We start from the raw sequence: 26,060 nt of genomic DNA, 5'->3' as shown, positions 1-26,060 counted from the left end.
GGACTCCGTCAGCCCATCCCCAACTGCCGGGCCAGCTGCGGCTCCAGTGGATACGGCCGCTCGGGCGGCAGCAGCCGGGCGGCCTGCGCGGTGCGGCCGGAGCGGACCAGCGCGGCGATCCTGCGCACGCGCGGGGTGAGGTCGGTGATGGAGACGGTCCAGTCGTCCGCCAAGGCATCGATGAGAGCGCGCCCGACGCCGACCTGGATGCTGTAGTGGTTGAGTGCGGCACCGGACAGCGAGCGCTCCGGGTCCCACTGCAGGTGCACGACGGCCCGCGCCAGCGCGGCCGGGTCGGCCGTGGTGAGCACGGCCGAGCCCAGCGCCCGCCGCCAGCCCTCATGGGTGATCCGGACCGCCAGCACCCGCTCCTGGCCGGGCTTCCGGGCCCAGTTGCTGCGGTGCATCAGCCAGCGGAAGGAGGGCTTGAGCCAGGTCATCCGGCCGCGCGAGAAGGGCGCCACGAAGCGTCCGGAGGCCACCGCCGGATCGGCGATCGCCGGGGCGTAGGCCTGGTAGAGCACGATGCCGGTGGCGTCGTGGTCGGCACGGATCTCGCGCAGTGGGGTCACCCCGGGAGTCTGCCCCGGCGACCGGCGGACGGAAAACCGGTTTTCACCGCGGCAGGCGCCCGCGCGGACCGGAGGGCACACTCCGGCCCGCACGAGCGCCGATCATTGACGGTGCGTCAGCTTTCGTGGGCCGAGGCGTCGTCGATCAGGAAGGCGGTCGTGGGAGTGAGGCCGCTCTCGTGCGAGACGAGCTGGAGACCGATGGTGGTACCCCAGCCGACCTGGCTGATGAAGGGGCTCAGGTCCACCGACTGCTGCTGGTAGCCGTTGGTCGGGTTCTGGCTGCTCCAGGTCCGCACCGTGCCGAGCGGCTGGCCGGTGTACTGGTCGACCGCCACCAGCGAGAGCGTGTCGGGCGCGCTGCTGGAGGTGTTGGTGGTCTCGGTGTCGAGCCAGAAGGAGAACGTGGCCGAGGAGTAACCGGGGTAGGTGTCCAGGTAGTTGGTGATCGAGTCGGCGCCGGTGTCCTGACCCAGCCAGGCGTACCAGCTGCCGGAGTGCGGCGCGTGCAGGCTGGAGGGCGTGATCACGTTGTAGCCGGAGGGGCTCCACGCGTCGGTCATCACGGTGTGGTCGACGTCCGCCGAGCCGTTCTCGAAGCCCGCGTCGGTGAGCTGCTCGATGCCGCCGCAGCCCGGCTGCCCGGCACTGGTGACGGACTCCCAGAACCCGGTGCTCGCCGTCATCCCCGAGGTGTCGGTCGCGTTGACGGTGACCCGCTGGTAGCCGTTGGTGGCGGCGGCGGTGCCGGAGATGACGCCGGTCGCGGCGTTGATGCTCAGGCCCCCGGGCAGACCGGTGGCGCTGTAGCCGACCGCCGAACCCGCGCTGTCCACCGCGACGGCGGGGATCGAGACGGGGGTGTTCGGCGCGTCGATCCGGTCGCACATGGTGCTGAGCACCACGGGCGGGTTGGTGTAGACCGGGTCCGAGGCCATGCACAGGTGGTCGGTGTTGGACCAGAGCGTCTGCAGCGGGAACGAACCGGTGGACAGGTTCTCGAAGAAGAGGCCGCCGTTGGAACCCTTGGGGATCCAGGCGCACTTGTCGGCGATCTCCTGGCCGGTGCCGTCCGTCCAACCGCCCGGGGTGTCCGGGTCGGTGACCGTCTCGGCGTACTCGTGGCCGCCGATGATGCCGTAGCCGTCGAGCCTGCCGCGCGCGGTGTTCTCGCCGAACCAGTTGGTGCCGCAGCCCGCGACGTCGGTCAGGTAGGGCATGTTGGTGTACGCCAGCTGACCGTAGGACGAGCGCTGGAAGTCGTGCCAGGCGCAGTAGCCCAGCTCGTGCCACTTGTCCGGGTCGGTGCCCTGCGGCGAGTCGATGACGTACTGCACGTTGCGGTTCTGCGCCTCGGTGGTGTTGCCGAAGTGCTGGGCGGCCGCGAGGGCTTCGGCCCCGAGCTGCGGCTCGGTGGCGGCCTGCGGGGCGGCCGTGCCGTTGTCCACCCAGACGCCGGCGAGCACGCTGCCCGCCTGCGGGTAGGGGATGTGCGCCGCGCTGGAGGGGCACTGCACACTGCCGGTCGCGATGCCCTCGCAGTACTGGGTCAGCACCGCGCTCCAGCCGTCGCCGGCGCCGCCGAGGCCCTTGAAGAAGTCCTGCTGGTAGGGGACGGCCTGGTCCTTGTCGCTGGACATCACCACGTCGCCACTGGAGTTGGTGGACGGGGTGCCCCACTGCGAGCCCCACACCACCAGGTAGACCTTGGGCGGCCCGATCACCACGCCGGCGGAGTCCTGGCCGCCCTTGTAGGTGACCTGCTGGTCGTACTCGTTGGCGACGTTGCCGTCGCCGTCGTCCCCGGTGCCCGGGTCGGCGCCGTCGGCGAGGTTCGGCGTGACCTTGCCGCCGCTCTTGCCGGCGGAGTTCGCGGCGAGCTGCGCGGCGGAGGCCGGGTGGGCGGCGCCGATCCGGCCGGGTGCCGCGCGGTGCGGGCCGGCCGGGGCGGCGACGCTCTTCGGGGTGCCGGGCTTGGCCGGCGCGGCCACGGCGCCGGGGTGGCCGGGGTCGGCGGCGGCCGTCAGCGGGCTGGCCAGCCCGGCGGCGGCCAGGGCTGCGGCCACGGCGAGCAGCGCCGTCCGCCGGCCGCGGTGGAGCAGGCCCGATCTGTCTGTGATCACGGGGTCAGCGTCCGTTTCTGGTGGCGTGGAGGACCCGCCCGCGGCCTGCGGGCGGGGGGTGGTCCAGAACGCATGATGCAATGTGCAATACGATATTTTACTGATCGGGGCAGCACAAGACCCAACGCAACCACTCAGAAGTGATACGCGCTTATGGTGCTTTCTGTTTGATATGCGAACGACCCGACGGTCCGGCGGACCCGTCAGCCGGCGCTGCGCTTGAGCAGCGTGATCCCGTCCTGGGTGTCCGCCACCGTGTATCCCGCCTGCTCGGCGTCGCTCACCACGCGGTTCCACCCGGCCGGGCAGTTGGAGGTGTCGGCGGTGGGGTCCTTCGGGTCGACCACCAGCCACTGCACCGGCTGGGGCGGCTTGTGGTACGGGCAGGCCATGCTCACCGTGGTCCGGCTGGTCAGCTGGGCGGCGAGCTGGTTGGTCGCGGCCACCGTCGCGCCGTCGGGGACCTCGGCGGCCAGGCGCAGCGCGGCCCGTTCGTGCAGCGTGGTGCGCCAGGTGGCCGGACTGACCACCTCGGAGAGCGGGAAGGAGGGCAGGGTCGCCACCGTCACCGCCAGGCCGGCCGCCAGCACCAGGCGCAGCCGCAGCCCGGAGAAGTACGCGGGGCGGCGCGCCAGCACGTCGATCATCGCGCCGAACGCGATCGGCACCAGGATGCCGTTGTAGTGGTAGGACTGGCCCCAGTAGGCGGGGTTGTGCGAGATGAAGCGCCAGCCGAGAGTGGGCAGCGCGATCGCGGCCAACGGGGAGCGCAGCGCCAGGAACGCGGTGGGCGCCAGCAGCATCAGCACGGTGTCCAGCCGGGTCGGCGGCCACCAGTGGTTGCCCGGGATGTGCGGGGCGGCGCTGGGCTCCAACTGCTGAAGGTAGTCGTTGGCCCCCAGCGGGCTGGCCATCGGGATCAGCACGAACATCTCCACCGCGGTGGCGACCAACCCCACCACGACGAGCGTGATGCCGAGCTTGCGCGGGCCGCGCCAGGCGATGTAGCAGCCGAACATCGCCACGGTCAGCCCGAGGTCCTCCTTGACCAGCACCAGCGGCAGCGCCCAGAGCGCCGCCTGGCGCCAACGGCCGCGCCCGGCCGCCTCCATGGCGAAGGCCACCAGCGGGACGCCGAAGCAGATCTCGTGGAAGTCGAAGGCGACCACCCGGGCGATGCCCCAGGCGCAGCCCATCCCGAGCCCGGCGGCCAGGCCGACCCACAGGCCCCTGGTCTGCTGGGCCCACCGGGTGATCGGGATCACCGCGAGCGCGAGCAGCAGGGCCTGCGCGACCAACAGCGTGATCGGCGTCGGGAAGAGGCGGTAGAAGGGCGCGATCACGGCGATGATCGGGCTGAAGTGGTCGCCGAGCACGCTGTAGCCCGGGCCCTTGAGGGCGGCGACCGGCGCGTGCAGGTGCGCGTAGCTGCGGATCGCCTGCTCGAAGATCCCGAGGTCGTAGCCGCCGGACATGACGCGCTGCTGGCGCCGGATCGAGACGATCGCGTAGACCACGAAGAAGAGGCCCGCCAGACCGTAGGGCAGCCAGCGCGGCCCCACCCGGTCCGGGGCGGCACTCTGCGGGGAGCCGGTCCCGGTCGCCGGTATCGGCTCGGCGATCGTTTGCTGTACGGCGTGTCCCGTCACGAGACGGTCCCCCTCAGAGTCTGCCCGGCGCCCTCACCTGGGCAGTATTCAGAGCAGCCGATCCTACCATCGGAGAATTGTGCGTCGGCTCACGACCCCTGGGAGGCCTCGCCGACCCGGCCGTCGAGACCGGGGACCGTGGCGGCGATCGGGCCGGACAGGTCCACCAAGGGATCAGGGGCGTTCGGGTAGGCGCCGGCCGGCACGGCGACCTCGACGTACAGGCTGAGCTGGCTGGTGGTGAAGCGGTAGCCGCCGTGGCCGTCGTGCTCCACGAACCACTGGACGCCGTGGGTCTCGGGCCCCAGGTCATGGGAGCCGTCCAGTGCGGCCGGCCTCGGCACCCCGCAGCGCAGCACGGTCCGCGGCGAGCTGTGCCAGACCGCCACGTAGGGCGAGGAACCGGCGGCCTCCCGCGGGTGGCCGAGCAGCTGGTCCGGCAGTGCGGCGGCCAGCGAGCGACAGGCGGCCGCCACCCGTGCGTCGGGGGTCGGCGCAGCGGTCGGCGGCTGCCAGCCGGGCGCGCCGCCGCTCGCGACCACCAGCGCCACCACGGCGGTCAGGACGACCGGGGGCAGCAGCCAACGCAGCGGCGCGGGAAGCCTCTTGAGCAACTGGGTCGGATTCGGCGGCATCGCACGATCGTACGCGTCCGAGTCGGCGACCCTCAGGGCGGCACCGGCAGGTCGGCCAGCGCCGCCGCGGTGGCGGCCCGGGAGCGGGCGTCCAGCGCAGGCGCGGTGCCGCGCAACCGGTGCGCGCTCTCGACGGCGGCCAGCGCGAGCAGGCCGGGGAGCAGATCGACGCTGCGCCGCGCCAGCCAGGCGGTGCCCCTGGTGGCGAGCCACCAGAGGTCGGCGGCGCGCCCCGGCGGCGGGGGTGCCTGGACGGCGGACGGCGGCGGCCCGACCCGGTGGCCGGACTCCGCCAGCAGGAGGTGGAACTGACGGGCGATCAGCAGATGGCCGGCCGGACTCGGGTGCAGCCGGTCGGCACTGAGCAGGGCCCGCTCGCGCAGCCACGGAAGCCCCGCGAGGTGGAGGTGGACCGCCCGGTAGCGGTGGGACAGCTCGTGGACGACGGCGTTGACCGCGGCCATCCGCCGCTCCAGCGGCCGGGCCAGCGCGGCGGGCAGGCCGAGCAGCAGACCCGGGTCGGGCAGGCAGGCGGTCAGCGGCACGGCGCCCCGATCGACCAGCGCGCGCAGCGTGGTGTCCAGCGCGGCGGCGGTGCGGGCGATGTCGAAGCCCGCGCGCAGGGTGTCGTTGCCGCCGATGACCACGGCGGCGAACTGCGGCTCCAGGGCCAGTGCTGCCGGGAGTTGAGTGAGCGTCAGATCGGCGGCGAGTGCTCCGCTGGCCGCCAGGTTGTGGTGCGCGACCAGCGCCGGGTCCGACGCCAGCGCGGGGGCGAGCAGCGCGGTCCAGCCCCGCCAGCCGTCCGCGCAGGGGCTGCCCACCCCTTCGGTGAGCGAGTCGCCGAGGGCGGCGAACCGGACGGCCTGCGGACGGGCGGCGGCTCCGGCGGCCCCGGACCGGGTCGGCGCGGTCATCGCGGCCTCCCGACCAGCTCCGCCTCGCCCGCCCGGTGCGCGGCCAGGAACGCGGAGACCGCGGCGGGCCAGCCGTAGCGCTCGGCCCTGGCGCGCGCCGCCGCCCGCCGCCCGGCCGCCGGACGGGCCAGCAACTCGGCCACCGCGGCGGCGAATCCCGCACCGGTGTCGACGGCCACCGCCCCCGCGGGCCCGACGATGTCCGGCAGCGCGGAGGAGCGGCTGACCGCCACGGGGGTGCCGCAGGCCAGCGCCTCCAGGGCCGCCAGCCCGAAGGTCTCCACCGGCCCCGGGGCCAGCACCACGTCCGCCGAGGCCAGCAGCGCGGCCAGCCCGGCCCGGTCGGCCAGGTGCCCGAGGAACCGGACGGGCAGCCGGGCCCGGTCGGCGCGCTCGGCCAGCCGGGCGTGCAGCGGCCCGGTGCCGGCCACCACGAGGACGGCGTCCCGCCCGCCGCGCCGCAGTTCGGCCAGGGCCGCCAGGGCCAGGCCGGGACGCTTCTCCGGTGACAGCCGGGAGCAGAGCACCAACAGCGCCCGGCCCGGGCCGGCGTACCGGGCGCGCAGCGCGGGGTCGTGGCAGCGCGGGTGCAGCCGCGCGAGGTCGACGCCGAGCGGCGCGCGGACCAGGTTGCGGGTGCCGAGCCGGGCGAACTCCTCGGCGGCCCAGGCGGTGGTGCACACGACGGTGTCGTAGCACCGCGCGGTACGGGAGTTGAGCCGGTCGGCGAGGGCGCGGGCGGCCGGGGCCGGCAGCCCGCGGGTGCGCAGCAGGCCGGTGACGTTCTCGTGCGAGACCATCGCGGCGGGGATCCCCTGACGGCGGGCCCAACTGCCCGTCCAGCGCAGGGTGGTGCGGTCGGAGACCTCCAGGCGGTCCGGGGCCAGCGCGGTCAGGGTGCGGGCCAGCAGGCGGCGGTCGGTGAGCAGCCGGTAGCCGCCGCTGGCCGGCAGTACGGGGCCGGGCAGCGTCACCACCCGTCCCTGGTCGGTGAGTTCGTCCCGGTGCTCGGGGCCCGGCAGGACCAGCACGGGCTCGTGCCCGGCCGCCAGGTAGCCCGCGCCCAGGTGGCGCAGCGCGGTGCGCAGGCCGCCGGAGACGGGGGTGACGAAGTTCGCCACCCGGACGATCCGCAGCCCGGCGCCGCCGGTTGCTCTCGGCGCGCTCATGCCGGCTGCTCCTCGACGGGGGCGGGTGCGGGGACGGCTGCGGGTGCGGGTACCGGGGCAGGCGTCAGCGCGGGCCCGGGCGTCGCGCCCGAGGCCACCTCCAGCACCTCGCCCCGGTGCTCGGCCAGCACCTCGGCGTAGTGCCGCAGCAGCAGGTCCCCCACCGCCTCCCAGGTCCGCGCGGTGACGTCCGCCCGCCCGGCCCGCCCGTAGGCGGCCCGGCGCCCGGGGTCGCCCGCCAGCTCGGCGACCGCCTCGGTCACCGCCCGCCCGTCGCGCGGTGCCACCAGCAGGCCGGTGCGACGGTGGCCGACCAGGTCGAGCGGACCGCCGGCGGCCGGGCCGATCACCGGCACGCCGCTGGCCATCGCCTCCTGGATGGTCTGGCAGAAGGTCTCCAGCGGACCGGTGTGCACGAACAGGTCCAGGCTCGCGTAGCAGCGCGCGAGCTCCTCGCCGGTGCGGCGGCCGAGGAAGACCGCACCGGGCAGCGCGGTGCGCAGGGCGGCGGCGCTCGGCCCGTCGCCGACGATCACCAGCCGCACGCCGGGCAGCGCGCAGACGCCCGCCAGCAGGTCGACCCGCTTCTCCGGCGCCAGCCGGCCCACGTAGCCGACCAGCACCTCGCCGCCGGGGGCCAGCGCACGGCGCAACGCCTGGTCGCGGTGGCGCGGGTGGAAGCGCAGCGAGTCCACGCCGCGCGGCCACAGGTGCACCCGCGGGACGCCGTGCGCCGTCAGGTCCTGGGCGGCGGGGGTGGAGGGGGCCAGGGTGCGGGCGGCGGCCCGGTGCACCGTGCGGATCCGGTGCCAGGCGGTGGCGGCGCCGAGGCCGCCGCCGACCCGGTAGGCCTGGGCGTAGCCGGCCAGGTCGGTCTGGTAGACGGCGACGGCGGGCAGCCCCAGCCGGGCGGCCTCGGCCATCGCCCGGGCGCCGAGCACGAACGGGCTGGCCAGGTGGACCAGATCGGGCCGGTGGGCGGTGAGCGCCGCGGCCAGCCGGGAGCTGGGCAGCGCGAGGCGGACCTGGGGGTAGCCGGGCAACGGGACGGAGGGGATCCGCACGACCGGCAGCGGGGCGGCGTCCGGTCCGAAGGAGTGCGCCGGGCAGCTCGAACCGCGGGCCGGCGCGGGAGTGATGACCAGGGGTTGGTGGCCGCGCCGGACCAGGTGCTCGGCGGTGCGGAGCACGCTGTGGGCGACGCCGTTGACTTCGGGCGGGAAGGACTCGGTGACGAGGGCGACACGCATGCCTAGGTTGTTGCCGGGCCGAACGTGCGCTGGGCCAAAGGGATCTGTCGAACAGGCGAACTGCGGCCAGCTCTTTGCCGCTGCCGCCGGTCGCCGCTGCGCCACGGCGGGTCCGGCCCGGTCAAGCCGAGCCTGCGCGGCCAGGGCTCAGGTTTGCCTCCGCCATGTCAAACAATCATGACAATTCGGTGCGGCACGGCTAGGCAACCGGCCGGTAACCAACTTACGGTCAACTCCCCACCCCCCAGCGTGAGGAGTCGCCCATGACCCGTCACCGCTCCGGCCGTCCGGGCAAGCCCAGACGGCTCAGGTTCCCGGCCGCCGCCCTCGCGGCCCTGCTGGCCGGCGCTCTGCTGGCCGCCTCGCCGGGCGCGGCCTCGGCCGGCGCCCGTCCGGCCGCCGTGCCCGCCGCGGCGCCCGACTACTGCGGCGGCCAGTGCAACGACATCCTGCCGCCCGGCGAGAACGGCAACGCGACGCTGGCCGACATCATCGGCAACAAGCTCTTCGGCACCCGCCCGGCGCACACCGACGACCAGCTCGGTCCGTACGCCTCGCTCGCCTCCGCCTATCCCGGCCTCACCGACGCCCAGTTGGGCGACTTCTTCAACGACTCCTCGTTCGGCGTGCCGGCCGACCAGATGGCCAGCAGCATCAGCCCGCGCCCGGACGTCACCATCGTGCGCGACAAGGCCACCGGGGTCCCGCACGTCACCGGCACCACGCGCTACGGCACCGAGTTCGGGGCGGGTTACGCCGCCGCGCAGGACCGGCTCTGGGTGATGGACCTGTTCCGCCACGTGGGCCGCGGCGAGCTGTCCGGCTTCGCGGGCGGCGCGGCGGCCAACCGCCAGCTGGAGCAGAGCTTCTGGCAGGCCGCGCCGTACACCGAGGACGAGCTGCAGCAGCAGATCGACGCCATCTCGCAGGAGGGCCCGCGCGCCCAGCAGGCGCTGGCCGACGCGCAGGCCTACATCGACGGCATCAACCAGTACATCACCCAGGCGTACAACAGCCGGACCTTCCCCGGCGAGTACGACCTGACCGGGCAGATCAACGCGATCACCAACGCCGGTTCGATCCAGCCGTTCAAGCTGACCGACCTGGTCGCCCTCGCCTCGGTGATCGGCGCGCTGTTCGGCTCCGGCGGCGGCGGACAGCTGCAGTCGGCCGAGGTCAAGCAGGCCGCCGAGGCGCGCTACGGCACGGCGGTCGGCGACCAGGTGTGGCAGTCGCTGCGCGAGGCCAACGACCCGGAGGCGGTCACCACGCTGCACGACGGGCAGTCGTTCCCCTACGCGCTGCCGCCCGCCGACCCGCAGGGCGTGGCGATGCCCGACCCCGGCTCGGTCGTCCCCGAGCAGCTGATCTACGACGCGACCGGCTCGGCCACCAGCAGCACCACCGCGGCCCCCGGCGTGCTGCCGGGCAACCTGCTGACCGCCAAGCACGGCATGTCGAACGCCCTGCTGGTCTCCGGCAAGGACACCGCCAGCGGACACCCGGTGGCCGTCTTCGGCCCGCAGACCGGCTACTTCGCGCCGCAGCTGCTGATGCTGGAGGAGTTGCAGGGCCCCGGGATCAGCGCGCGCGGCGCCGCCTTCGCCGGCCTGAGCTTCTACGTGGAGCTGGGCCGCGGCCAGGACTACGCCTGGAGCGCCACCTCGGCCGGCCAGGACATCACCGACACCTACGCCGTGCCGCTGTGCACCACCGACGGCTCGCCGGTCACCCTGGCCGCCCAGTCCTACCTCTACCACGGCGTCTGCACGCCCTTCGACAAGCTGGTGCAGCAGGACTCCTGGGCGCCGACCACCGCCGACTCCACGCCGGCCGGCTCCTACTCGCTGGTGATGTACAGATCCGACTACGGGCTGGTGACGGCCCGCGGCACGGTCGGCGGCAAGCCCGTCGCCTTCACCTCGCTGCGCTCCACCTACCAGCACGAGGCCGACTCGATCATCGGCTTCCAGATGCTCAACGACCCTGGCGCGGTGCACGATCCGGCGAGCTTCCAGCAGGCCGCCCAGAACATCAACTACGCCTTCAACTGGTTCTACGCCGACGACCAGCACATCGCCTACTACAACTCCGGCAGCAACCCCGTGCGTTCGCCGGTGGTCGACCCCGGCCTGCCGGTCATGGCCGAACCCGCCTACGAGTGGCAGGGGTTCGACCCCGCGACGAACACCGCGCAGTACACCCCGCCCGCCCAGCACCCGCAGTCGGTGGACCAGGACTACTACGTCTCCTGGAACAACAAACAGGCCCAGGACTACGGTTCGGCCGGCTACGGCAACGGACCGGTGTACCGGGCCAACCTGCTGGACTCGCGGGTGAAGGCGCTGGTGGCGGGCGGCAAGGTGACCCGCGCCTCGCTCACCCAGGCGATGGAGGACGCGGCGGTCACCGACCTGCGCGGTGAGGACGTGCTGCCCAAGCTGCTCCAGGTGATCGACAGCGCTCCGGTGACCGATCCGAACCTCGCCCCGGTGGTCGCCGAGCTGTCGGCCTGGCAGGCGGCCGGATCGAAGCGGACCGAGACCACCGCGGGCAGCCAGACCTACACCGACGCCGACGCCATCCGGATCATGGACGCCTGGTGGCCGCTGGTCGCCGACGGGGTGATGCACCCCGGGCTCGGCGACCAGCTGTTCAGCGCGCTGACCGGCGCGCTGCAGATCAACGAATCGCCCTCCGGCGGCCAGACCGGCCCGGTCGGCGGTGGTTCGGTGAGCGCCAACGAGTCGATCCCGCACAAGGGTTCGTCGTTCCAGTACGGCTGGTGGAGCTACCTGGACAAGGACCTGCGCTCGGTGCTCGGCGAGCCGGTGACCGATCCGCTGGCCCAGCCCTTCTGCGGCGGTGGCAGTCTGACGGCCTGTCGGACGGTGCTGCTCGACACCCTCCAGCAGGCGGCGGCCGAGACGCCGGCCCAGGTCTACCCCGGGGACAGCGACTGCGCGGCGGGCGACCAGTGGTGCGCCGACACCATCATCCAGCGTCCGCTGGGCGGGGTGACCGACGGCAAGATCAGCTGGCAGAACCGGCCGACCTACCAGCAGGTGGTGGAGTTCCCCTCGCACCGCTGACATGCCTGGTGGGGGTGCCGACTTCGGCACCCCCACCCGGTGTTCGTGCCGGTCAGTCCTGCTGGACCGGAGCCGGGGCGCCGACCCGCACCCCGCGCAGCAGCACCGCCGCGAGCACCGCGCCCAGCGCCATCAGCACCGCGGCACCGATCGCCGCACCCTGCATGCCACTGGTGAACGCCTGCCGGGCCGCCGCGAGCACCTCGTGCGAGAGCCCGCCCGGCAGCTGCCCGGCCACCACGTCGGCCCCGCCGAGCGAGTCGCGCACCGGGCCGAGCAGGTTGCCCGGCAGACCGGCCGGCAGCAGGCCGCGGATGTCCGAGCGGTAGAGCGCCGTGCCGATGCTGCCCAGCAGCGCCATCCCGAGCGCGCCGCCCAGCTCGGTGCCCGACTCCAGCAACCCGGCTGCCGCACCTGCCCGTTCGGCCGGCGCCGCGGCCATCACCACCTCACTGACCTGCGACATCACGCCGACCGCACCGCAGGCGTAGAAACTGGCGGCGACCAGCAGCAGCCAGAGCGGCGAGTGGGGGGTCACCAGCGCCAGCAGGGCGAACCCGGGCAGCATCACGGCGAATCCACCCGCCACCACCGGGCCGGGCCCGAACCGCCGGCCGAGCGAGGCTGCCACCGGAGCCACCGCGCCGACCAGGAGGCTGGGCAGCACGCTCCACAGCGCGGCCCGCAAAGTGCTCATGGCGAGCACCAGTTGGAGGTACTGGGTGAGGTAGATAGCCATCCCGACCAGCGCGAACATGGCCAGCACGTTCATCGCGACCGAGGCGGAGAAGGCCCGGCTGCGCACCAGCACCAGGTCGATCAGCGGGTAGGGGTGGTTGCGCTGACGGCGCACGAAGACCGCCCCGAGCACCGCGCCGACCAGGATCGCGACCGGCGGCAGCGGCTGGAACCCGTTGCGGGCCAGCTCCTTGACGCCGTAGACCAGCGACAGGATCGCGGCCAGCGAGAGCACGGCGCTCACCAGGTCGAAGCGGCCGTCCCGGCGGCGCGGCGTCTCGGGCACCAGGATCGGGCCGAGCACCAGCAGCAGCGCCATCGCCGGCAGGTTGATCAGGAAGACCGAGCCCCACCAGAAGTGCTCCAGCAGGATGCCGCTGAGCACCGGTCCGACCGCGACCCCACCGCTGGTCACCGCGGTCCAGGTGGCGATGGCCTTGCTGCGCTGGGCGGGGTCGGGGAACAGGTTGCGGATCAGGCCGAGGGTGGAGGGCATCAGGGTGGCGCCCGCCACGCCGAGCACGGCGCGGGCGCCGATCAGGGTGGCCGCGCCACCCGCGTAGGCCGCCAGGGTGGAGGCGGCGCCGAAGGCCAGGGCGCCGATCAGCAGCAGCCGGCGGCGGCCGATCCGGTCGCCGAGCGCGCCCATGGTGATCAGCAGACCGGAGAGCACGAAGCCGTAGATGTCGAAGATCCAGAGCTGCTGGGTGCTGCTCGGGTGCAGGTCCTGACTGATGAACGGCACGGCGAAGTAGAGCACCGAGACGTCCATCGAGACGAGCAGCAGCGGCAGCAGCAGGACCGCGAGCGCGATCCAGGCCCGACGGGTGGCGGCGGGTGCGGGTGCGGTGTCACCGACCGGGCGGGCCGGGCGTTCCTGGGTGTCCATCTGCTGTCCCCCTGGGCGGTCAGGTGCGGCGAGGAGCCGACGCGTACGACGTACGCGCTTCGATGCGTACAGGGTACGCATAGTGCAGTGCGCGGCGCAACGGTCGCCCTAACGAGTTCAGCACAGGGCAGCTTGGCCAGCACCAGTAGTGCACTAGTACACTCGACGGAGAAGGCAGCACGAATGGCGAGGAGAGAACCCATGGCCACCCCTGACGCACCGCCCTACCTGCGGATCGCTGCGGAGCTGCGGGGGCGGATCGCCGCCGGCACCCTGAAGCCCGGCGCGCGGGTGCCGTCCACCCGCGCGATCACCCAGGAGTGGGGCGTGGCGATGGCCACCGCCACCAAGGTGCTGGCGACCCTGCGCCAGGAGGGCCTGGTCCACTCCCGCCCCGGCGCGGGCACGGTGGTCGCCGACCCGCTGCCCGCGCGGCCGGCCGCCACCGTCGTGCCCGCCGCCGCACCCGAGCCCGCCACCACGCCCGACGTCGCCCCCTCCCCCACGCCCACCACCGCACCCGCACCCGCACCCGCCCGCCCACGGCGACGGGAGGCGCGCGGCGGCGACCAGCAGCTGACCCGCGAGCGGATCATCCAGGCCGCCATCACCATCGCCGACGCCGAGGGCCTGGCCCCCGTGACCATGCGCCGGGTCGCCGCCGAACTCGGCGTCGCCCCCATGGCGTTGTACCGCCACGTGGCGAGCAAGGAGGAGCTGAGCGACCTGATGGCCGACACCGTGATCGGCCGCGTACCGCTCCCGCCCGCCGACCTCACCGGCTGGCGCCCCCGGCTGGCCGCACTGGCCCACCTGCAGTGGTCGATCTTCCGCCGCCACCCCTGGCTGGCCGGCACGATCTCGCTCACCCGGCCCACCCCCCTGCCCGCCGCACTGCGGCACGGCGAGTGGGTGCTCAGCAGCGTCCAGGGCTTCGGCCTCCCGCCGACCACCCGGCTCTACCTCCACATCACGATGTTCGCCTTCGTCCGCGGCATCGCCGTCAACCTGGAGGCCCAGGCCCGCGACCACGCGAACAGCACGCTGACCGACGAGGAGTGGATGCAGTCCCAGGAGGCCAACCTGGCGGCCACCTTCGGCAGCGGCCAGTACCCGGTCTTCGGCGCCCTGCTCGCCGAGCTGGACATCGAGACCGGGGAGGACAACTTCGACTTCGACCTCGACCAGCTCTTCGAGTTCGCACTGGCCCGGCTCCTCGACGGGCTCGCCCTGCTCCTCGAACCGCCGGCCGCCCGGGCGGACTGACGCGGCCCCACGGACTCCGGAAATCCGGGTGGCGCTCCACCGGCCCGTTCTTATACGCTGTAGAAGTCATATACGCCGTACAGGAGCGGAGCAGGAATGCCCCAGGTGGAGCGCAGGCAGGACCGGTGGGTGATCCTCGCGGTCATCTGCCTCGCACAACTCGTCGTGATTCTGGACAACACCATCCTCAACGTGGCGATCCCCTCCCTGACCGAGGAGTTGGGCGCGACCACGGCGCAGACCCAGTGGATCATCGGCGCCTACTCGCTCGCCCAGGCCGGCCTGCTGATCGCCGCCGGCGGGCTCGCCGACCGGTACGGCCGCAAGAAGGTGCAGCTGCTCGGACTCGCGCTGTTCGGGGTCGGCTCGCTCGGCGCGGCCCTGGCCGGCAGCCCCGGGCAGCTGATCGCCGCCCGCGCGGGCATGGGCGTCGGCGGCAGCCTGCTGCTGGCCACCAGCCTGGCCATCATCGTGCGCACCTTCGACGCCGAGGAGCAGCCCAAGGCCATCACCGTCTGGAGCGCCATCGCCTCCCTCGGCTTCGCCCTCGGCCCGGTGCTCGGCGGCCTGCTGCTCAACCACTTCTGGTGGGGCTCGGTCTTCCTGGTCAACCTGCCGGTCGCGGCGCTGGGCCTGGTCGCCATCGCCAAGCTGGTGCCCGAGTCCAAGGACCCGCGCGGCGACTCCCCCGACCTGCTCGGCGCGGTGCTGTCCATCGCGGGTCTGGTCGGGGTGGTGTACGCGATCATCCAGGGCCCCGGCATCGGCTGGACCTCCCCGCGCACCCTGCTGCCCGCCGGCCTCGGCCTGCTCCTGCTGCTGCTCTTCGTGCTCTGGGAGCGCCGGGTCGAACACCCCCTGCTGGACCTCTCCTTCTTCCGCAACGCCCGCTTCCGGGGCGCGGTCTCCGGCGGCATCCTGGTCGCCTTCGGCCTGGGCGGCTCGCTCTTCCTGCTGACCGAGCACCTGCAGTTCGTGCTCGGCTACGGTCCGCTCGCCGCCGGCCTGCGCACCGCCCCGATGGCGCTGACCGTCGTCGCGCTCAACTTCACCGGCATCGGCATGCGACTGACCACGAAGCTCAAGCCGCCGTTCGCGATCGCCGGAGGCCTGGGCCTGCTGGCCGCCGGTCTGGCCGCGATCGCCGAGTTCGGCCGCAACGGCTCCTACCCGGGCATCCTGCTCGGCCTGGTGCTGATGGGCACCGGTGTCGCCTGCTCGCAGCCCACCATGGCCACCGCGGTGATGTCCTCGATCCCGCCGGAGAAGGCCGGCCTCGGCTCCGGCCTGATGGGCACGCTCAGCGAGCTGGGCAACTCGCTCGGTGTCGCGGTGCTCGGCGCGGTGCTCACCGCCGGCTTCGCCTCCTCACTGCCCTCGGGGTTCCCGCACACGGCGGCCCGCTCGCTGCCGGACGCGCTCGCCGCCGCCGGCCCGGACGCCGGCCACCAGCACCAGGTCCGCAGCGCCTTCGCGGACAGCCTGACCAGCAGCCAGCTGATCGGCGCGGTGGCCGTCCTGCTCGGCGGACTCGTCGCCGCCTGGCTGCTCAGCCGGGCGGCCGGCCAGCCGCAGCTCACCGCCGAGCCCGAGTCGGCAGCTGCCGAGCCGCTCGCTCCGGCGGGCTGAGCAACCCGCTCGGCGGACGCCCCCTACCATCGCTGCATGGCCGCCGACCAGCGGTCATGCAGCGATGACCCCGAAGGACAGAGCATGGCCGACACGCCCCGCGACCCCGCTGTCAGCATCTGGGTGCGCCCGCCCAAGCGCGCCAAGCGCGGCAGTGCCCCCACCGGCCTGAGCCGGGACCGGATCGTGCACGCGACCGTGGCCCTGCTGGACGCCGCGGACGCGCAGAGCTTCTCCATGCGCCAGCTGGCGGCCGAGCTCGACGTCACGCCGATGTCGGTCTACTGGTACGTCGACAACAAGGACGAACTCCTCGAACTCGCCCTGGACCACGTGCTCGGCGAGACGCGCGCCGTGGCACTGGCCGAGTACGAGACCTGGCGCCAGCACCTGAGCGCCATGGCCCACGCCTACCGCGACTGCTTCCAGCGTCACCCCTGGGCCGCCCTGCTGGTCGGACAGTTCATCGCCCTGGGCCCCAACTCCCTGGCCTTCTCCACCAGCGGCGTCGAGGCGATCGTCCGCACCGGCCTGCCCAAGGACCAGTTCAGCGCCGCCCTCGGCCTGGTCTTCGAGTACACCTACGGCTTCGCGGTGCTCGACGCGCAGTGGACCCGCCGGGTCCGCCAGTCCGGCCTGAACGAGGACGAGTTCTACCAGCGCGTCCACGGCGTGGTCCAGCAGGTCGACCCCCGCTTCACGGAGAACGCCGACGTGGTCGAGTCCCAGCACGCCAACGGCTCCGGCGCCGCCCGCAACCACCGCTTCACCCAGGGCCTGGACCTCGCCCTGGCCGGCATCGAAGCCACCATCGCCGCGGCCCGCCCGAGGAGCTGACCGACCCGCCCTCGCATTCCGCCGGACGCCACCCCCGTTCCCCGCCCCGCCGACCCAGCTGCACCACGCCCGTTCCCCCTGCCCGACGCCGAGCCCCCCTGGTTCCGGCCGGCGATCTAGCATGGGAGGAAGTCCTACTCTCCAGGCCCGCGCCGCAGCGGCAGGGAGGCCCGCATGGCGTTCGACACCGCTGGTTTCGAGCAGACGGACAGCAGCCGCTACATACCGATCTCCGAACACGGCCTGATCGGCGATCTCCGTACGACCGCCCTGGTCGGCACGAACGGCACCATCGACTGGTACTGCTGCCCGCGCTTCGATGCGCCCAGCGTCTTCGGGGCCATCCTCGACGCCGACCGGGGCGGGTCGTTCGAGCTGGCCGCCGAGGTCCCGACCCGCACCCGGCAGTTCTACTTCCCCGACACGAACGTGCTGATCACGCGGTTCTTCGCCGCGGACGGGGTGGCGGAGATCCAGGACTTCATGCCCGTGGTCGACGAGTCGCGCGAGGCGGCCCGGCACCGGCTGATCCGGCGGGTGGTCTGCGTCCGCGGAGCCCTCCCGTTCCGGGCACGGATCGCCCCGCGCTTCGGTTACGGCACCGAACCGCACACCACGCACCTCGAAGGCCACGCCGCGGTGTTCCGCTCCCCTTCACTGTCGCTCGCCCTGACCGCCACCGCACCCCTGGAGACCGACGGCCTGGACGTGTGGTCGCGCTTCAAGCTCCTCGAGGGCGAGTCCAACGTGTTCGCCCTCGACCAGGTCGACGACGAGGTCCCGACCCGGTCGTGCCCGCGGGCCGAGGCGCAGGAGCAGGCCGAGGCGACCGTGCGGTTCTGGCGCCACTGGCTGGCCGGTTCGCGCTACCACGGGCGCTGGCGGGAGATGGTGAACCGCTCCGCGCTGCTGCTGAAGCTGCTCACCTACGCGCCGACCGGTGCGATCGTCGCCGCACCGACCACCAGCCTGCCCGAGCAGATCGGCGGCGGGCGCAACTGGGACTACCGCTACGTCTGGGTCCGCGACGCCGCCTTCTGCGTCTACGCCATGCTGCGCCTCGGGTTCACCTCCGAGGCGGAGGCCTTCATGGGATTCCTGTGCGAGCGCGGCCTCATGCGCGGCAACGGTGCGGCCGGCCCGCTGCAGATCATGTACGGCATCGACGGGCGCAGCGAGCTGCCCGAGTACGAGCTGCCGCACCTGGAAGGCCACCTCGGCTCCGCACCGGTCAGGGTCGGCAACGCCGCCACCGGCCAGCTCCAGCTGGACATCTACGGAGCCCTGATCGACTCGATCTACCTGTACGACAAGTGGGGACAGCCGATCAGCAGCGCCCGCTGGGACGAGGTCGGCACGATGGCGGACTGGCTCTGCGAGCATTGGGACCAGCCCGACGAGGGCATCTGGGAGACCCGCGCGGGCCGGCGCAACTTCGTGTACTCGCGGCTGATGTCCTGGGTGGCGCTCGAACGGGCGATGCGGATGGCGAACCACCGCGGCCTGCCGGCCGACCTGCCCCGCTGGCGGGAGTCCCGGGACGCGATCTACCGGCAGATCATGCAGCGCGGCTGGTCGACCGAGCGGGGCGCCTTCGTCCAGGCCCTGGACGACGGTGACCTGGACGCCTCGCTGCTGATGATGCCGATGGCCAAGTTCATCGCCCCCACCGACCCCAAGTGGCTCTCCACCCTGGACGCGCTCACCACGAACCTGGTCTCCGACTCGCTGGTCTACCGCTACGACCCCACCGCCAGCCCCGACGGCCTGCACGGCCCCGAGGGCACCTTCTCCATCTGCTCGTTCTGGTACGTCGAGGCGCTGGCCCGCGCAGGCCGGCTGGAGGAGGCCCGGCTCGCCTTCGAGAAGATGCTCACCTACGCCAACCACCTCGGCCTCTACGCCGAGGAGATCGGCCCGACCGGCGAACAACTCGGCAACTTCCCCCAGGCCTTCACCCACCTCTCCCTGATCAGCGCCGCCTTCAACCTCGACCGCGCCCTCGGCTGACCCGGATCGTTCCGACCTGCCTCACCCGAGCACACGAGCGGTCACGGGGTGCCCACCAGTACGTGCGCACCCGAAAGACGGGCCGAGCCCAGCCGTTGCCCTCAGTCGTCGAACGCACATGGCCCGGACCGTCATCGGTCCGGGCCATCGATGCTGGTGGGCGCAGACGGTTTCGAACCGCCGACATCTGCTTTGTAAGAGCAGCGCTCTACCGCTGAGCTATGCGCCCCCGCCGCCTGCTGGTCCCGGATGGGGGCGTGCGGTGAAAGGTAAGAGTACCTGGTCCCGGGCGCGGCACGGTGCAGGGTGCGGGGCGGGGCTAGGGAGGTGGGGGGTGATCGGGGAGAATGAGGGGTCCAGTTCGGTGGAGCAGGGAGCACGCGGTGAGGGCGGGTAGCACGCGGGGGTACGCGGGGCGGGTCGCGGCGGAGCTGCTGGTGGTGCCCGTGGCGATGGCCGGGGTCCTCGTGGCGGTGGCCGGGTCGTTCTCCGGGCCGGGGGCCGGCGGTGGGCGGTCCTGGTGGCGGCGTGGCGAGGACGGGCAGCGGGCGGCGGCGGTGGCCGCGCGGGACGCGGCGCAGGAGGCGTTCTACGAGCTGGACTCCGCGCAGCGCGAGGTGGAGCTCGCCGTCGAGACGGTGCGGGCCGCCGAGGAGGGTGCGTCGGTGCGCCAGGTCCTCGCCGACTTCCAGGATCTGAGTGCCCGGATCAACCAGGTCACCATGGCGTACCTGGCGGCGTTGGACTCGATCGACCTGGAGGCCGTGGAACTCGCGCCGGGGGCGGCTGCCCAGGCCAGGCAGCGGCTGGAGCAGGCCCAGCGCGAGCTGGCGGCCAAGCAGACCGAGCTGGCCGACTTCCTGCAGCGGCTGCAGCCGCTGGTGCAGCACGCGGAGGCGCAGCTGGTGCGGGTGGTGCCGGCGGTCGAGCAGGCCAAGCAGGCGCTGCTGGCGGCCGGCGGCGGGCTGGAGGCGGTGCGGGCGGCGGGCCTGGGGGCGGACGATCTGGCGGCCCGGCTGGCCGAGCTGCGGCCGGAGCTGACCAAGCTCAACGAGGGTGCGGCCCGGCACGGCGTGACGGACACGCTGCGACGGGCCGAGGACGTACGCCTGCGGGCGACCGCGATCCTGGCGGACGCCGAGCAGCGGCCGGAGCGGGCCCGCGAGATCGACCGCCGGGTGGCGAGCCTGCGGACCCGGGTGCAGGCGCTGGAGACCAAGGCCGGCACGGTCGAGCCGACGCTCAGCGAACTGCGCCGGCGGTTCTCCGCGGAGTGCTGGCAGGACCTGCAGCGGGTGCCGCAGCAGGTCGCGGAGGCGGGCCGGGCGGCGCAGTCCAGGCTCGCGGAGGCGGCCCGGGCTCGCGACGAGCAGCGGTGGGCGGACGCGGCGTCGGTGCTCGGGACGGTGCGGGCGCTGCTGGAGACGGCCGACGGCTCGGTGGCCGCGGTGGCCGACCGACTGCGGCGGCTGAACGCGGCGGAGCGTGATCCGCAGGCGGAGGTGGAGCGTGCGCGCTTCGCGCTGCGGGACGCGCAGCGGCTGGCCATGGCCGGACGCCAGGCGCCCGATCCGCGCCACGCGGGACCGCTGGACGCGGCGGTGGGGCGGCTGGACCGGGCGGTCGCCGCGTTGTCGGCGGCCGGACGGCACCCGGACTACTGGCGCTTCCTCACCGAGCTGGACGGCGTGCGCGCGACGGCGGCCGAGGTGGTGGGGCTGATCCGCGGCCAGTTGGGCCAGCAGTAGCGAGCCGGAGCCGGAACCACCGCGCACCGCAGAAGCCGCAGAAGCCGCAAAGTCTGCAAGACCCGCACGACCCGCACGACCCGCACGACCCGCACGACCCGCACGACCCGCACGACCCGCAAGCAGCGAACCGCTCGCCGCTCCGGCCCGGACGCGCGGGCCCCGCGCAGCGGCCCCGCACCGCAATCGACCGCTGCCGGGGTGAGTCCGCCCCGGCCGGGTACGCTGCGGGCATGCCACGCTACGACTTCCGCTGCCGTTCCTGCGGTGCGACCTTCGAACTGCGCCGCGCCATGGCCCAGGCCAACGACCCGGCGACCTGCCCGCAGGGGCACGCCGACACCGTGAAGCTGCTCTCCACCGTCGCCGTGACCGGCGCGGGCGGCGGCAGCGCCCCGCAGCCGCCCGCCGGCGGTGGCGGTGGCTGCTGCGGTGGGGGCTGCTGCGGCTAGCCAGTGCCCGGCGGACAGGCCCTAACCGTCGGTGGCCTGGCCGTTCAGCTGCCGGACGCGGGCGAGCAGCGCGCTCAGGATCTGCTCGCCCGCGAGCGCGCCGCGCTGCTCCAGCGCCGTCACCCGCGGGCCGGTCCAGCCCCGCTCGGCCAGTTCGCCGTGGCCGGGGCGCCAGGCGTGGTCGGCGGCGAGCAGCAGGTCGGCATCGAGCAGCGAGTCCCCGGCCGCCAGCACCGTGGCCCGGCCGCCCTGGCGGCGGACCACCTCCGCGACCGCGGCGCTCTTGGTCAGCACGCGGGGGACGGCGTAGAGCTTGCGGCCCTGGAGCGAGACGGTCCAGCCCCGCTCCGCGCACCAGGCGGTCAGCTCGTCGAGCCAGGCGGCGGGCAGCCGCTCACGATCCACGATCGCGTAGACGAACAAGCCCTCGGCCACCCGCTGCCGCAGCAGCCAGCCACCCTCAGCACCACCGCCACCACCGCTGCCGCCACAGCCGGCGCCGCCCGCAGCGCCGCGACCCGCCAGCCGCTCGGCCACCTCCGGCAGCGGCGCGGCGTGTGCGGCGAGCCGCTGCGCCACGACGGCCGCCCAGTCCTGGTCCGGCTCGCCCGCGACCAGCAGCCGGCCCCCGTTGGCACAGATCGCGTACGGCGGACGCCAGTCGGCCCCGTCACCACCGCCCGCCGGGCCGAAGCCACCAGCACCCGCCGGGCCGGGCAGCCGGATCCGCCGGTACTGCTCGACGGTGCGGGTGGTGGCCGGGACGAACACCGCCTCCCGGGCCAGCTCGGCCAGCAACTGGGCAGCCCGCTCGGTGAGATGGCTCAGCGGAGCGCCCTCACCGTCGCGCTCGACCAGCCGCAGCCGCACCGGCGAGCCGGGCGGCAGTTCGGCCGACCGCAGCGAGTAGATCAGCGTGCGGTCCAGATCGCTCGCCACCATCACGGCCGACGCCGAGCGACTCTGACGCTCCGTCATACCGCGTGCCCCGTCGGCCCGGTCGCACCCCGGCTGAACTGCGGGTGGATCAGTCCCACGCACGAGTACGGCAACTCGTCCACCTCCTCCACCGGCACGCCGCGCTGCGCGGCCAGCAGCCGGACGTGGTCCAGATCCGCCCCCGCGCCCCGGCGGGCCAGGATCCGCCACGGCACCCGGCGCAGCAGGACCCGAGTGGTCTCGCCCACGCCGGGCTTGACCAGGTTGAGGCTGCCGATCCCGTACTCGGCGCTGATCCGCTCCACCGCGGCCCAGCCCGTCCAGGTCGGCGCCCGGTCGGCGTCGGCCGGCGGCTCGGCGGCGGCCACCTCCGCGCGGACCTCGGGGAACCACTCGGTCACCGTGTCCAGGAAGGCGCGCGAGACGTCCGCGGGCGCCAACTCCTGGTAGTACTTGGCGCCGTGGAAGTCGCCGGGCCCGATCAGGTCCCGCCGCAGCACGGTGCGCGAAATCAGGCCGGAGACCGTCGAGTTGAGGCAGGCGGACGGGATCAGGAAGTCCTCCCGGGTGCCGAAGGTCCGCACGCAGCGGCCGGGGTCGGCGAGCACCGCGAGGTCGGGGTCGAACGGGGTGCCGGCCAGCGCCTCGGACAGCTCCCGGGTGATCGCACCCTTCCCGGTCCAGCCGTCCACGAAGACGACCTGACGCGGATCATGACGCTCCGCCAGATAGCGCAGCGCGACCGGATCGACGCCCCGGCCACGGATGATCGAGACGGCGTAGTGCGGCGCGTCGATCCGGTGCTCGGCGGCCAGCCAGCGGCGGATCAGGATGCCGACGGGGGTCCCGGCCCGGGCCAGCGAGGCCAGCACCAGGTCCCGGCCGCGCTCACGGACCAGCATCTCCGCGACGGTGCCGACGGCCAGCGCGATCCGCCGGGCCGAGCCGCGCAGCGCCTGCTGGAACAGCTCCAGGTACTCGGGGCCCGGGTGGTACTCCACCGGCAGCGACTCCGCGTAGTGGGCGCCGCCGGACTGCACGGCCTCCTCCCGCTCCTCGGTGGGCGCCTCCAGCGCGACAGCGGACAGATCGGTCAGCAGCCAGCCCACCTCCTCGGCCGCGTAGGAGGAGAAGGCCGGACCACGCAGCGGGACCGGCAACGGCGCGGGCGGCGCACTCGCAGGCACCGGCGCAGACAACGCACCCGCAGGCACCGGCGCGAGCAGCGCCCCCACCGGCGGCGCGGCGGCAGCGCCGGGGTGCCAGACCGGCAGCACCACCAGCACCACCCGGTCCGTCACCGCCCGCAGCTGGTCCAACAGCCCGCCCGCCGAGCGCAGTTCGGGCGTGTCGGAGACGGCGTCGACGACCAGCACGACCGTCTCGAACCGCCGCGCCGCCTCCCGCCCCGGCGCCACGTTGTACGCGAACCGCGTGCCGCCACCCTCCTGCGGCGCACCGTGCGCGGGAAAGGCCAGCCCGCTCCGGATCGCGTAGCCGGGGTCGTCCACCACGAGGACCGGCGAGCGCGTGGTCGTCGAGAAGCGGACCGAGCAGCCCACCGACGCGCCCGCGCCCTCCAGCGCCGCCTCCAGCGCGTGCGCCAGCCGCAGCGGCGCGTAGCTCAACTCTTCGCAGCCCAGCACCAGGACCCGCCGCTCACTGCCGCGCAGTTCCTTGGCCAGCCGCTCCCCCAGATCGGGCAGCGCCGCCTCCAGCGCCCGGCGCTGCGCGGGCCGGAATCCGTGCCGCCCGCCCTCGGGCACCTCGGCCGGCCACGGCAGCTCGGCCCGCACCAGCTCACCGCGCGCCGCCCGGCCGGCTCCCGCCTCACCCGCCCCGCCCGGCACGTGCCCCGCCCCACTCGCCGCGGATCCCCCGTCCGCGGCCAATGCCGCCACCAGCTCCCGCCCCCGCGCATTCGCATCCGCCGGCAGTCGCACCCGCCCCTGGGCCAGCGCCACCACCTCGACGCTCGCACCCAACTCGGCTGCGAACGCGGCCAGTCGGGCCCGGTCGGTGTCACCGCGCAGGTCGACCAGCGCGGCCAGCAGGTACCGCCGACGCGGCCAAATCCGGTGCAGCGCCTCGATCGTGTTCAACACCGTCTGCCCGGTCGACAGTTCGTCGTCCACCAGGACCAACGGCCCGTCACCCGCGAGCAGTTCCGGATGGTCGGGCAGCAACAGGTGCGAGGTGGCGTGCGAGTGCACCTCCTCGAAGCCGGCCGCCGGCACCATCCAGGCCACCGGCCGCCGGGTGGAGTGCAGATAGCACGCGTCCAGCTCGTCGGCCACGCAGTGGCCGAGCCCGGTCGCGGTCTCGGCGAAGCCCAGCACCGTCACCGGCTCCGCCGGGCCCACCCCGTCGCCCAGCCCCTCGCCCGCCCCGCCGTCGCCCAGCCGCTCGCGCACCGCCGCGCCCAGCCGCCGTCCGGCGCCGAGCACCAGCCCGGGCCGCTGCGGCACGTGCTTGCCGAGCACCTGCGAGACCAGCAGCTGCGCCCGCTTCGGATTGTCCCGGACCGCGAGCCCGAGCAGCTCGGTCAGCTCGGGATCCCCCACCAGCTCCATGCCCAGCCGCTCGGTGACCCAGTCCCCGGACCACACCGCACCGTCACACACGCCAGCACCCATCCGATCAGCACCCACCCCTCCGGCACCCACGCGATCAACGCCCACCACGAACCTCCGCATCCCGGCAGGCCGCGAACAGCTCCGCGAACCCGACCCCCGCCCGTGCCACCCCGAACAGCTCAGCGCGCCCCAACACCCGCTCCGCCCAGGCGCGGTGCGGCTTGACCTCGTTCATCTTGTTGGCGTACGCCGAACCCACCACGCCCCCGCCGCGCTCCGCCGCGCTGCCGAGCACGTCCCGCGCGTCGCAGTACTCCTCGTGTCCGACCACCAGGCTGGCGTGCACCGCCGGTACCTGGCTCGGGTGCACGCAGGTCTTGCCCAGCAGCCCGTTGACCCGGTCGAGTGCGATTTCGCGCAGCAGGCCGGTCAGCTCCGCCCCGCTGCGCCCGAGCGGGAAGTACTCCCAGACCGGCCCGGTCACGGTGAATCCGCTGCCGTCCGCCCGGCCGAGCACGTTGACCACGTCCCCGATCACGCCGGCCACCAGGGCCAGGTCGTAGGCCGTCGACTCGGGCGACCGGCGCAGCCCGTAGGCCGCGCACAGGTCGGTCACACCGAGCCGAACGGCCAGCACCCGGTCCCGGTACTTCGCCAAGAGCGCAGCTATGCCGAGCAGTTCCAGGCGGCGGTGCTCCAGGTGGGCGAGTTCCGGCGACTCCAGCACCGGCATGGCGAACATCCGCTGTCCGCAGGCGAGTTCGGCGTCCGCCACGGCGTCCAGATAGCGCGCGCCGTTCTCCTCGGTGAACTTGGGCAGCACGAAGCCGCTCAGCAGCCGGGCCGCCGTGCCCAGCCGACCCACCAGCACCCCGATCTGCTCAGGGACCCGGACCCGCACAAAGAGCAGCGGCAACCCGACCGGCCCCGGACCGGCCGCGCCGACCGGCTCCGCCAGCGCGCGCAGCCCGTCGACCAGGTTCGCCTCGGCGGCGGTCACCTCGCCGTCGGCGATGGCGTCCTCCAGGCAGAGCACCATCGAGGTCACCCCGCGGGCCGCCTGCCTGCGCACATCGCTCACCAGCGTGCCGCGGGTGGCGGGCAGATAGAGGGTGGCGCCCAGCGCGGTGGCCAGCGTCGCCGCCGGGGCATGCCGGTCGAACGCCGCCGGCTCGACCAGGAAGAGCCGACGGCGGACGTCCACGCCGAGGTGGCCGAAATGGCGCAAAATGCACTCCCAGGAGCGTCGCGACGAACGGGCGGAGCGGAACGGAGAAGTCAGCGGACCGACCGGGTGAAGCAGGCGAGGGCGCGGACCGCGGACCGGACGAGCGGCTCGGCGCGGGCGGAACCGACTGCTTTCGCCACGAACCAGAGCGCCCGGCGAACCGTCGGCACCGCGGACCGAAAGCGTCGAATCCACAGCTCGCACCCCCTTCGGCCGCCATCGTACGGTCCACGGCGAGACCTGGCGGCGGCAGGGAACATGGAATTCGCTGAACATTCTCCGCCCGCCCCGAACCACCGCAAAGCCAGACCGGAAGACCAGAGCGAAAGAAGCGGAAGAAC

Annotated in this window: 18 protein-coding genes and 1 tRNA gene; 7 read left to right on the top strand and 12 right to left on the bottom strand. The window is 73.8% G+C overall.

Going from position 1 to position 26,060, the window contains the following annotated elements; genetic code table 11:
• Positions 1-8: 8 nt before the first annotated feature.
• From OG500_RS26685 to OG500_RS26655, 7 genes are all read right to left on the bottom strand, one after another.
• Positions 9-572, bottom strand: a complete 564-nt coding sequence (locus OG500_RS26685) for a DUF4291 domain-containing protein (protein ID WP_329583895.1) — start codon at positions 570-572, stop codon at positions 9-11.
• A gap of 116 nt (positions 573-688) precedes the next feature.
• The gene (locus OG500_RS26680; protein ID WP_329583894.1) at positions 689-2,695 is read right to left on the bottom strand and encodes an Ig domain-containing protein; all 2,007 of its coding nucleotides are present in this window, start codon (positions 2,693-2,695) and stop codon (positions 689-691) included.
• A gap of 203 nt (positions 2,696-2,898) precedes the next feature.
• A complete protein-coding gene (locus tag OG500_RS26675; RefSeq protein WP_329583893.1) occupies positions 2,899-4,344 on the bottom strand; it encodes a DUF2079 domain-containing protein in 1,446 nt (481 codons plus the stop codon).
• 89 nt (positions 4,345-4,433) lie between these two features.
• Positions 4,434-4,979: a DUF3515 family protein gene (locus OG500_RS26670; RefSeq protein WP_329583891.1), complete on the bottom strand. Its 546-nt coding sequence runs from the start codon at positions 4,977-4,979 to the stop codon at positions 4,434-4,436.
• A 32-nt stretch (positions 4,980-5,011) separates the two neighbouring features.
• Positions 5,012-5,896 carry an SGNH/GDSL hydrolase family protein gene (locus OG500_RS26665; protein WP_327069397.1) on the bottom strand — a complete coding sequence of 295 codons (885 nt, stop codon included), beginning with the start codon at positions 5,894-5,896 and terminating at the stop codon, positions 5,012-5,014.
• Positions 5,893-7,065, bottom strand: a complete 1,173-nt coding sequence (locus OG500_RS26660) for a glycosyltransferase (RefSeq protein WP_327069396.1) — start codon at positions 7,063-7,065, stop codon at positions 5,893-5,895. The genes OG500_RS26665 and OG500_RS26660 overlap by 4 nt, the downstream gene beginning before the upstream one ends.
• Positions 7,062-8,315, bottom strand: a complete 1,254-nt coding sequence (locus tag OG500_RS26655; protein ID WP_329583888.1) for a glycosyltransferase family 4 protein — start codon at positions 8,313-8,315, stop codon at positions 7,062-7,064. Before OG500_RS26655 ends, OG500_RS26660 begins: the two co-directional genes overlap by 4 nt.
• 263 nt (positions 8,316-8,578) lie before the next feature.
• On the opposite strand from OG500_RS26655, the gene OG500_RS26650 reads away from it, so the two are divergent.
• Positions 8,579-11,407: a penicillin acylase family protein gene (locus OG500_RS26650; protein ID WP_329583886.1), complete on the top strand. Its 2,829-nt coding sequence runs from the start codon at positions 8,579-8,581 to the stop codon at positions 11,405-11,407.
• Positions 11,408-11,459: 52 nt separating this feature from the next.
• On the opposite strand, the gene OG500_RS26645 is transcribed toward OG500_RS26650, so the two are convergent.
• Positions 11,460-13,034, bottom strand: a complete 1,575-nt coding sequence (locus OG500_RS26645) for an MFS transporter (RefSeq protein WP_327069393.1) — start codon at positions 13,032-13,034, stop codon at positions 11,460-11,462.
• A gap of 201 nt (positions 13,035-13,235) precedes the next feature.
• Between OG500_RS26645 and OG500_RS26640 the strand changes: the two genes are divergently transcribed.
• From OG500_RS26640 to OG500_RS26625, 4 genes are all read left to right on the top strand, one after another.
• Positions 13,236-14,300, top strand: coding sequence for a TetR/AcrR family transcriptional regulator (locus tag OG500_RS26640; RefSeq protein ID WP_329583883.1), 1,065 nt, complete (start codon positions 13,236-13,238; stop codon positions 14,298-14,300).
• Positions 14,301-14,396: 96 nt separating this feature from the next.
• Complete coding sequence (locus tag OG500_RS26635) at positions 14,397-15,929, top strand: MFS transporter (RefSeq protein WP_329583882.1); 1,533 nt, start codon at positions 14,397-14,399, stop codon at positions 15,927-15,929.
• Between the two features lie 84 nt (positions 15,930-16,013).
• Positions 16,014-16,766 (top strand): TetR/AcrR family transcriptional regulator, encoded by a 753-nt coding sequence (locus OG500_RS26630; RefSeq protein WP_327069390.1) that lies wholly within the window; start codon positions 16,014-16,016, stop codon positions 16,764-16,766.
• A gap of 174 nt (positions 16,767-16,940) precedes the next feature.
• A complete protein-coding gene (locus OG500_RS26625) occupies positions 16,941-18,776 on the top strand; it encodes a glycoside hydrolase family 15 protein (protein WP_329583881.1) in 1,836 nt (611 codons plus the stop codon).
• A gap of 154 nt (positions 18,777-18,930) precedes the next feature.
• Here the strand turns inward: OG500_RS26625 and OG500_RS26620 are convergent.
• A tRNA-Val gene (locus OG500_RS26620) sits at positions 18,931-19,005 on the bottom strand.
• Between the two features lie 118 nt (positions 19,006-19,123).
• Here OG500_RS26620 and OG500_RS26615 point away from each other — a divergent pair.
• Both OG500_RS26615 and OG500_RS26610 read left to right on the top strand, forming a co-directional pair.
• Positions 19,124-20,524 (top strand): hypothetical protein, encoded by a 1,401-nt coding sequence (locus OG500_RS26615; RefSeq protein ID WP_442907064.1) that lies wholly within the window; start codon positions 19,124-19,126, stop codon positions 20,522-20,524.
• A 233-nt stretch (positions 20,525-20,757) separates the two neighbouring features.
• The gene (locus OG500_RS26610) at positions 20,758-20,976 is read left to right on the top strand and encodes an FmdB family zinc ribbon protein (protein WP_327069387.1); all 219 of its coding nucleotides are present in this window, start codon (positions 20,758-20,760) and stop codon (positions 20,974-20,976) included.
• Between the two features lie 21 nt (positions 20,977-20,997).
• Here OG500_RS26610 and OG500_RS26605 read toward each other — a convergent pair whose 3' ends face one another.
• Genes OG500_RS26605 through OG500_RS26595 form a run of 3 tightly spaced genes read right to left on the bottom strand, consistent with a single transcriptional unit; the run spans position 20,998 to position 25,719 of the window.
• Positions 20,998-21,954 carry an HAD family hydrolase gene (locus OG500_RS26605; RefSeq protein WP_329583877.1) on the bottom strand — a complete coding sequence of 319 codons (957 nt, stop codon included), beginning with the start codon at positions 21,952-21,954 and terminating at the stop codon, positions 20,998-21,000.
• A complete protein-coding gene (locus OG500_RS26600; protein WP_327069385.1) occupies positions 21,951-24,551 on the bottom strand; it encodes a phosphoribosyltransferase in 2,601 nt (866 codons plus the stop codon). The genes OG500_RS26605 and OG500_RS26600 overlap by 4 nt, the downstream gene beginning before the upstream one ends.
• 34 nt (positions 24,552-24,585) lie before the next feature.
• Entirely contained in the window at positions 24,586-25,719 is a 1,134-nt protein-coding gene (locus OG500_RS26595; protein WP_329583875.1) for an HpcH/HpaI aldolase/citrate lyase family protein, read from the bottom strand.
• Between the last annotated feature and the right edge of the window lie 341 nt (positions 25,720-26,060).

The sequence above is a fragment of the Kitasatospora sp. NBC_01250 genome (genome assembly GCF_036226465.1).
Classification (GTDB): Bacteria; Actinomycetota; Actinomycetes; order Streptomycetales; family Streptomycetaceae; genus Kitasatospora.
Note: the sequence above shows the minus strand (reverse complement) of the source record. Positions and strands in the feature narration are given on the sequence as shown.

Coding starts and splice junctions, on each gene's coding strand:
- OG500_RS26670 (WP_329583891.1), bottom strand. CDS start 4,979: ATGCCGCCGAATCCGACCCAGTTGCTCAAGAGGCTTCCCGCGCCGCTG.
- OG500_RS26665 (WP_327069397.1), bottom strand. CDS start 5,896: ATGACCGCGCCGACCCGGTCCGGGGCCGCCGGAGCCGCCGCCCGTCCG.
- OG500_RS26660 (WP_327069396.1), bottom strand. CDS start 7,065: ATGAGCGCGCCGAGAGCAACCGGCGGCGCCGGGCTGCGGATCGTCCGG.
- OG500_RS26655 (WP_329583888.1), bottom strand. CDS start 8,315: ATGCGTGTCGCCCTCGTCACCGAGTCCTTCCCGCCCGAAGTCAACGGC.
- OG500_RS26650 (WP_329583886.1), top strand. CDS start 8,579: ATGACCCGTCACCGCTCCGGCCGTCCGGGCAAGCCCAGACGGCTCAGG.
- OG500_RS26645 (WP_327069393.1), bottom strand. CDS start 13,034: ATGGACACCCAGGAACGCCCGGCCCGCCCGGTCGGTGACACCGCACCC.
- OG500_RS26640 (WP_329583883.1), top strand. CDS start 13,236: ATGGCCACCCCTGACGCACCGCCCTACCTGCGGATCGCTGCGGAGCTG.
- OG500_RS26635 (WP_329583882.1), top strand. CDS start 14,397: ATGCCCCAGGTGGAGCGCAGGCAGGACCGGTGGGTGATCCTCGCGGTC.
- OG500_RS26630 (WP_327069390.1), top strand. CDS start 16,014: ATGGCCGACACGCCCCGCGACCCCGCTGTCAGCATCTGGGTGCGCCCG.
- OG500_RS26625 (WP_329583881.1), top strand. CDS start 16,941: ATGGCGTTCGACACCGCTGGTTTCGAGCAGACGGACAGCAGCCGCTAC.
- OG500_RS26615 (WP_442907064.1), top strand. CDS start 19,124: ATGAGGGGTCCAGTTCGGTGGAGCAGGGAGCACGCGGTGAGGGCGGGT.
- OG500_RS26610 (WP_327069387.1), top strand. CDS start 20,758: ATGCCACGCTACGACTTCCGCTGCCGTTCCTGCGGTGCGACCTTCGAA.
- OG500_RS26605 (WP_329583877.1), bottom strand. CDS start 21,954: ATGACGGAGCGTCAGAGTCGCTCGGCGTCGGCCGTGATGGTGGCGAGC.
- OG500_RS26600 (WP_327069385.1), bottom strand. CDS start 24,551: ATGGGTGCTGGCGTGTGTGACGGTGCGGTGTGGTCCGGGGACTGGGTC.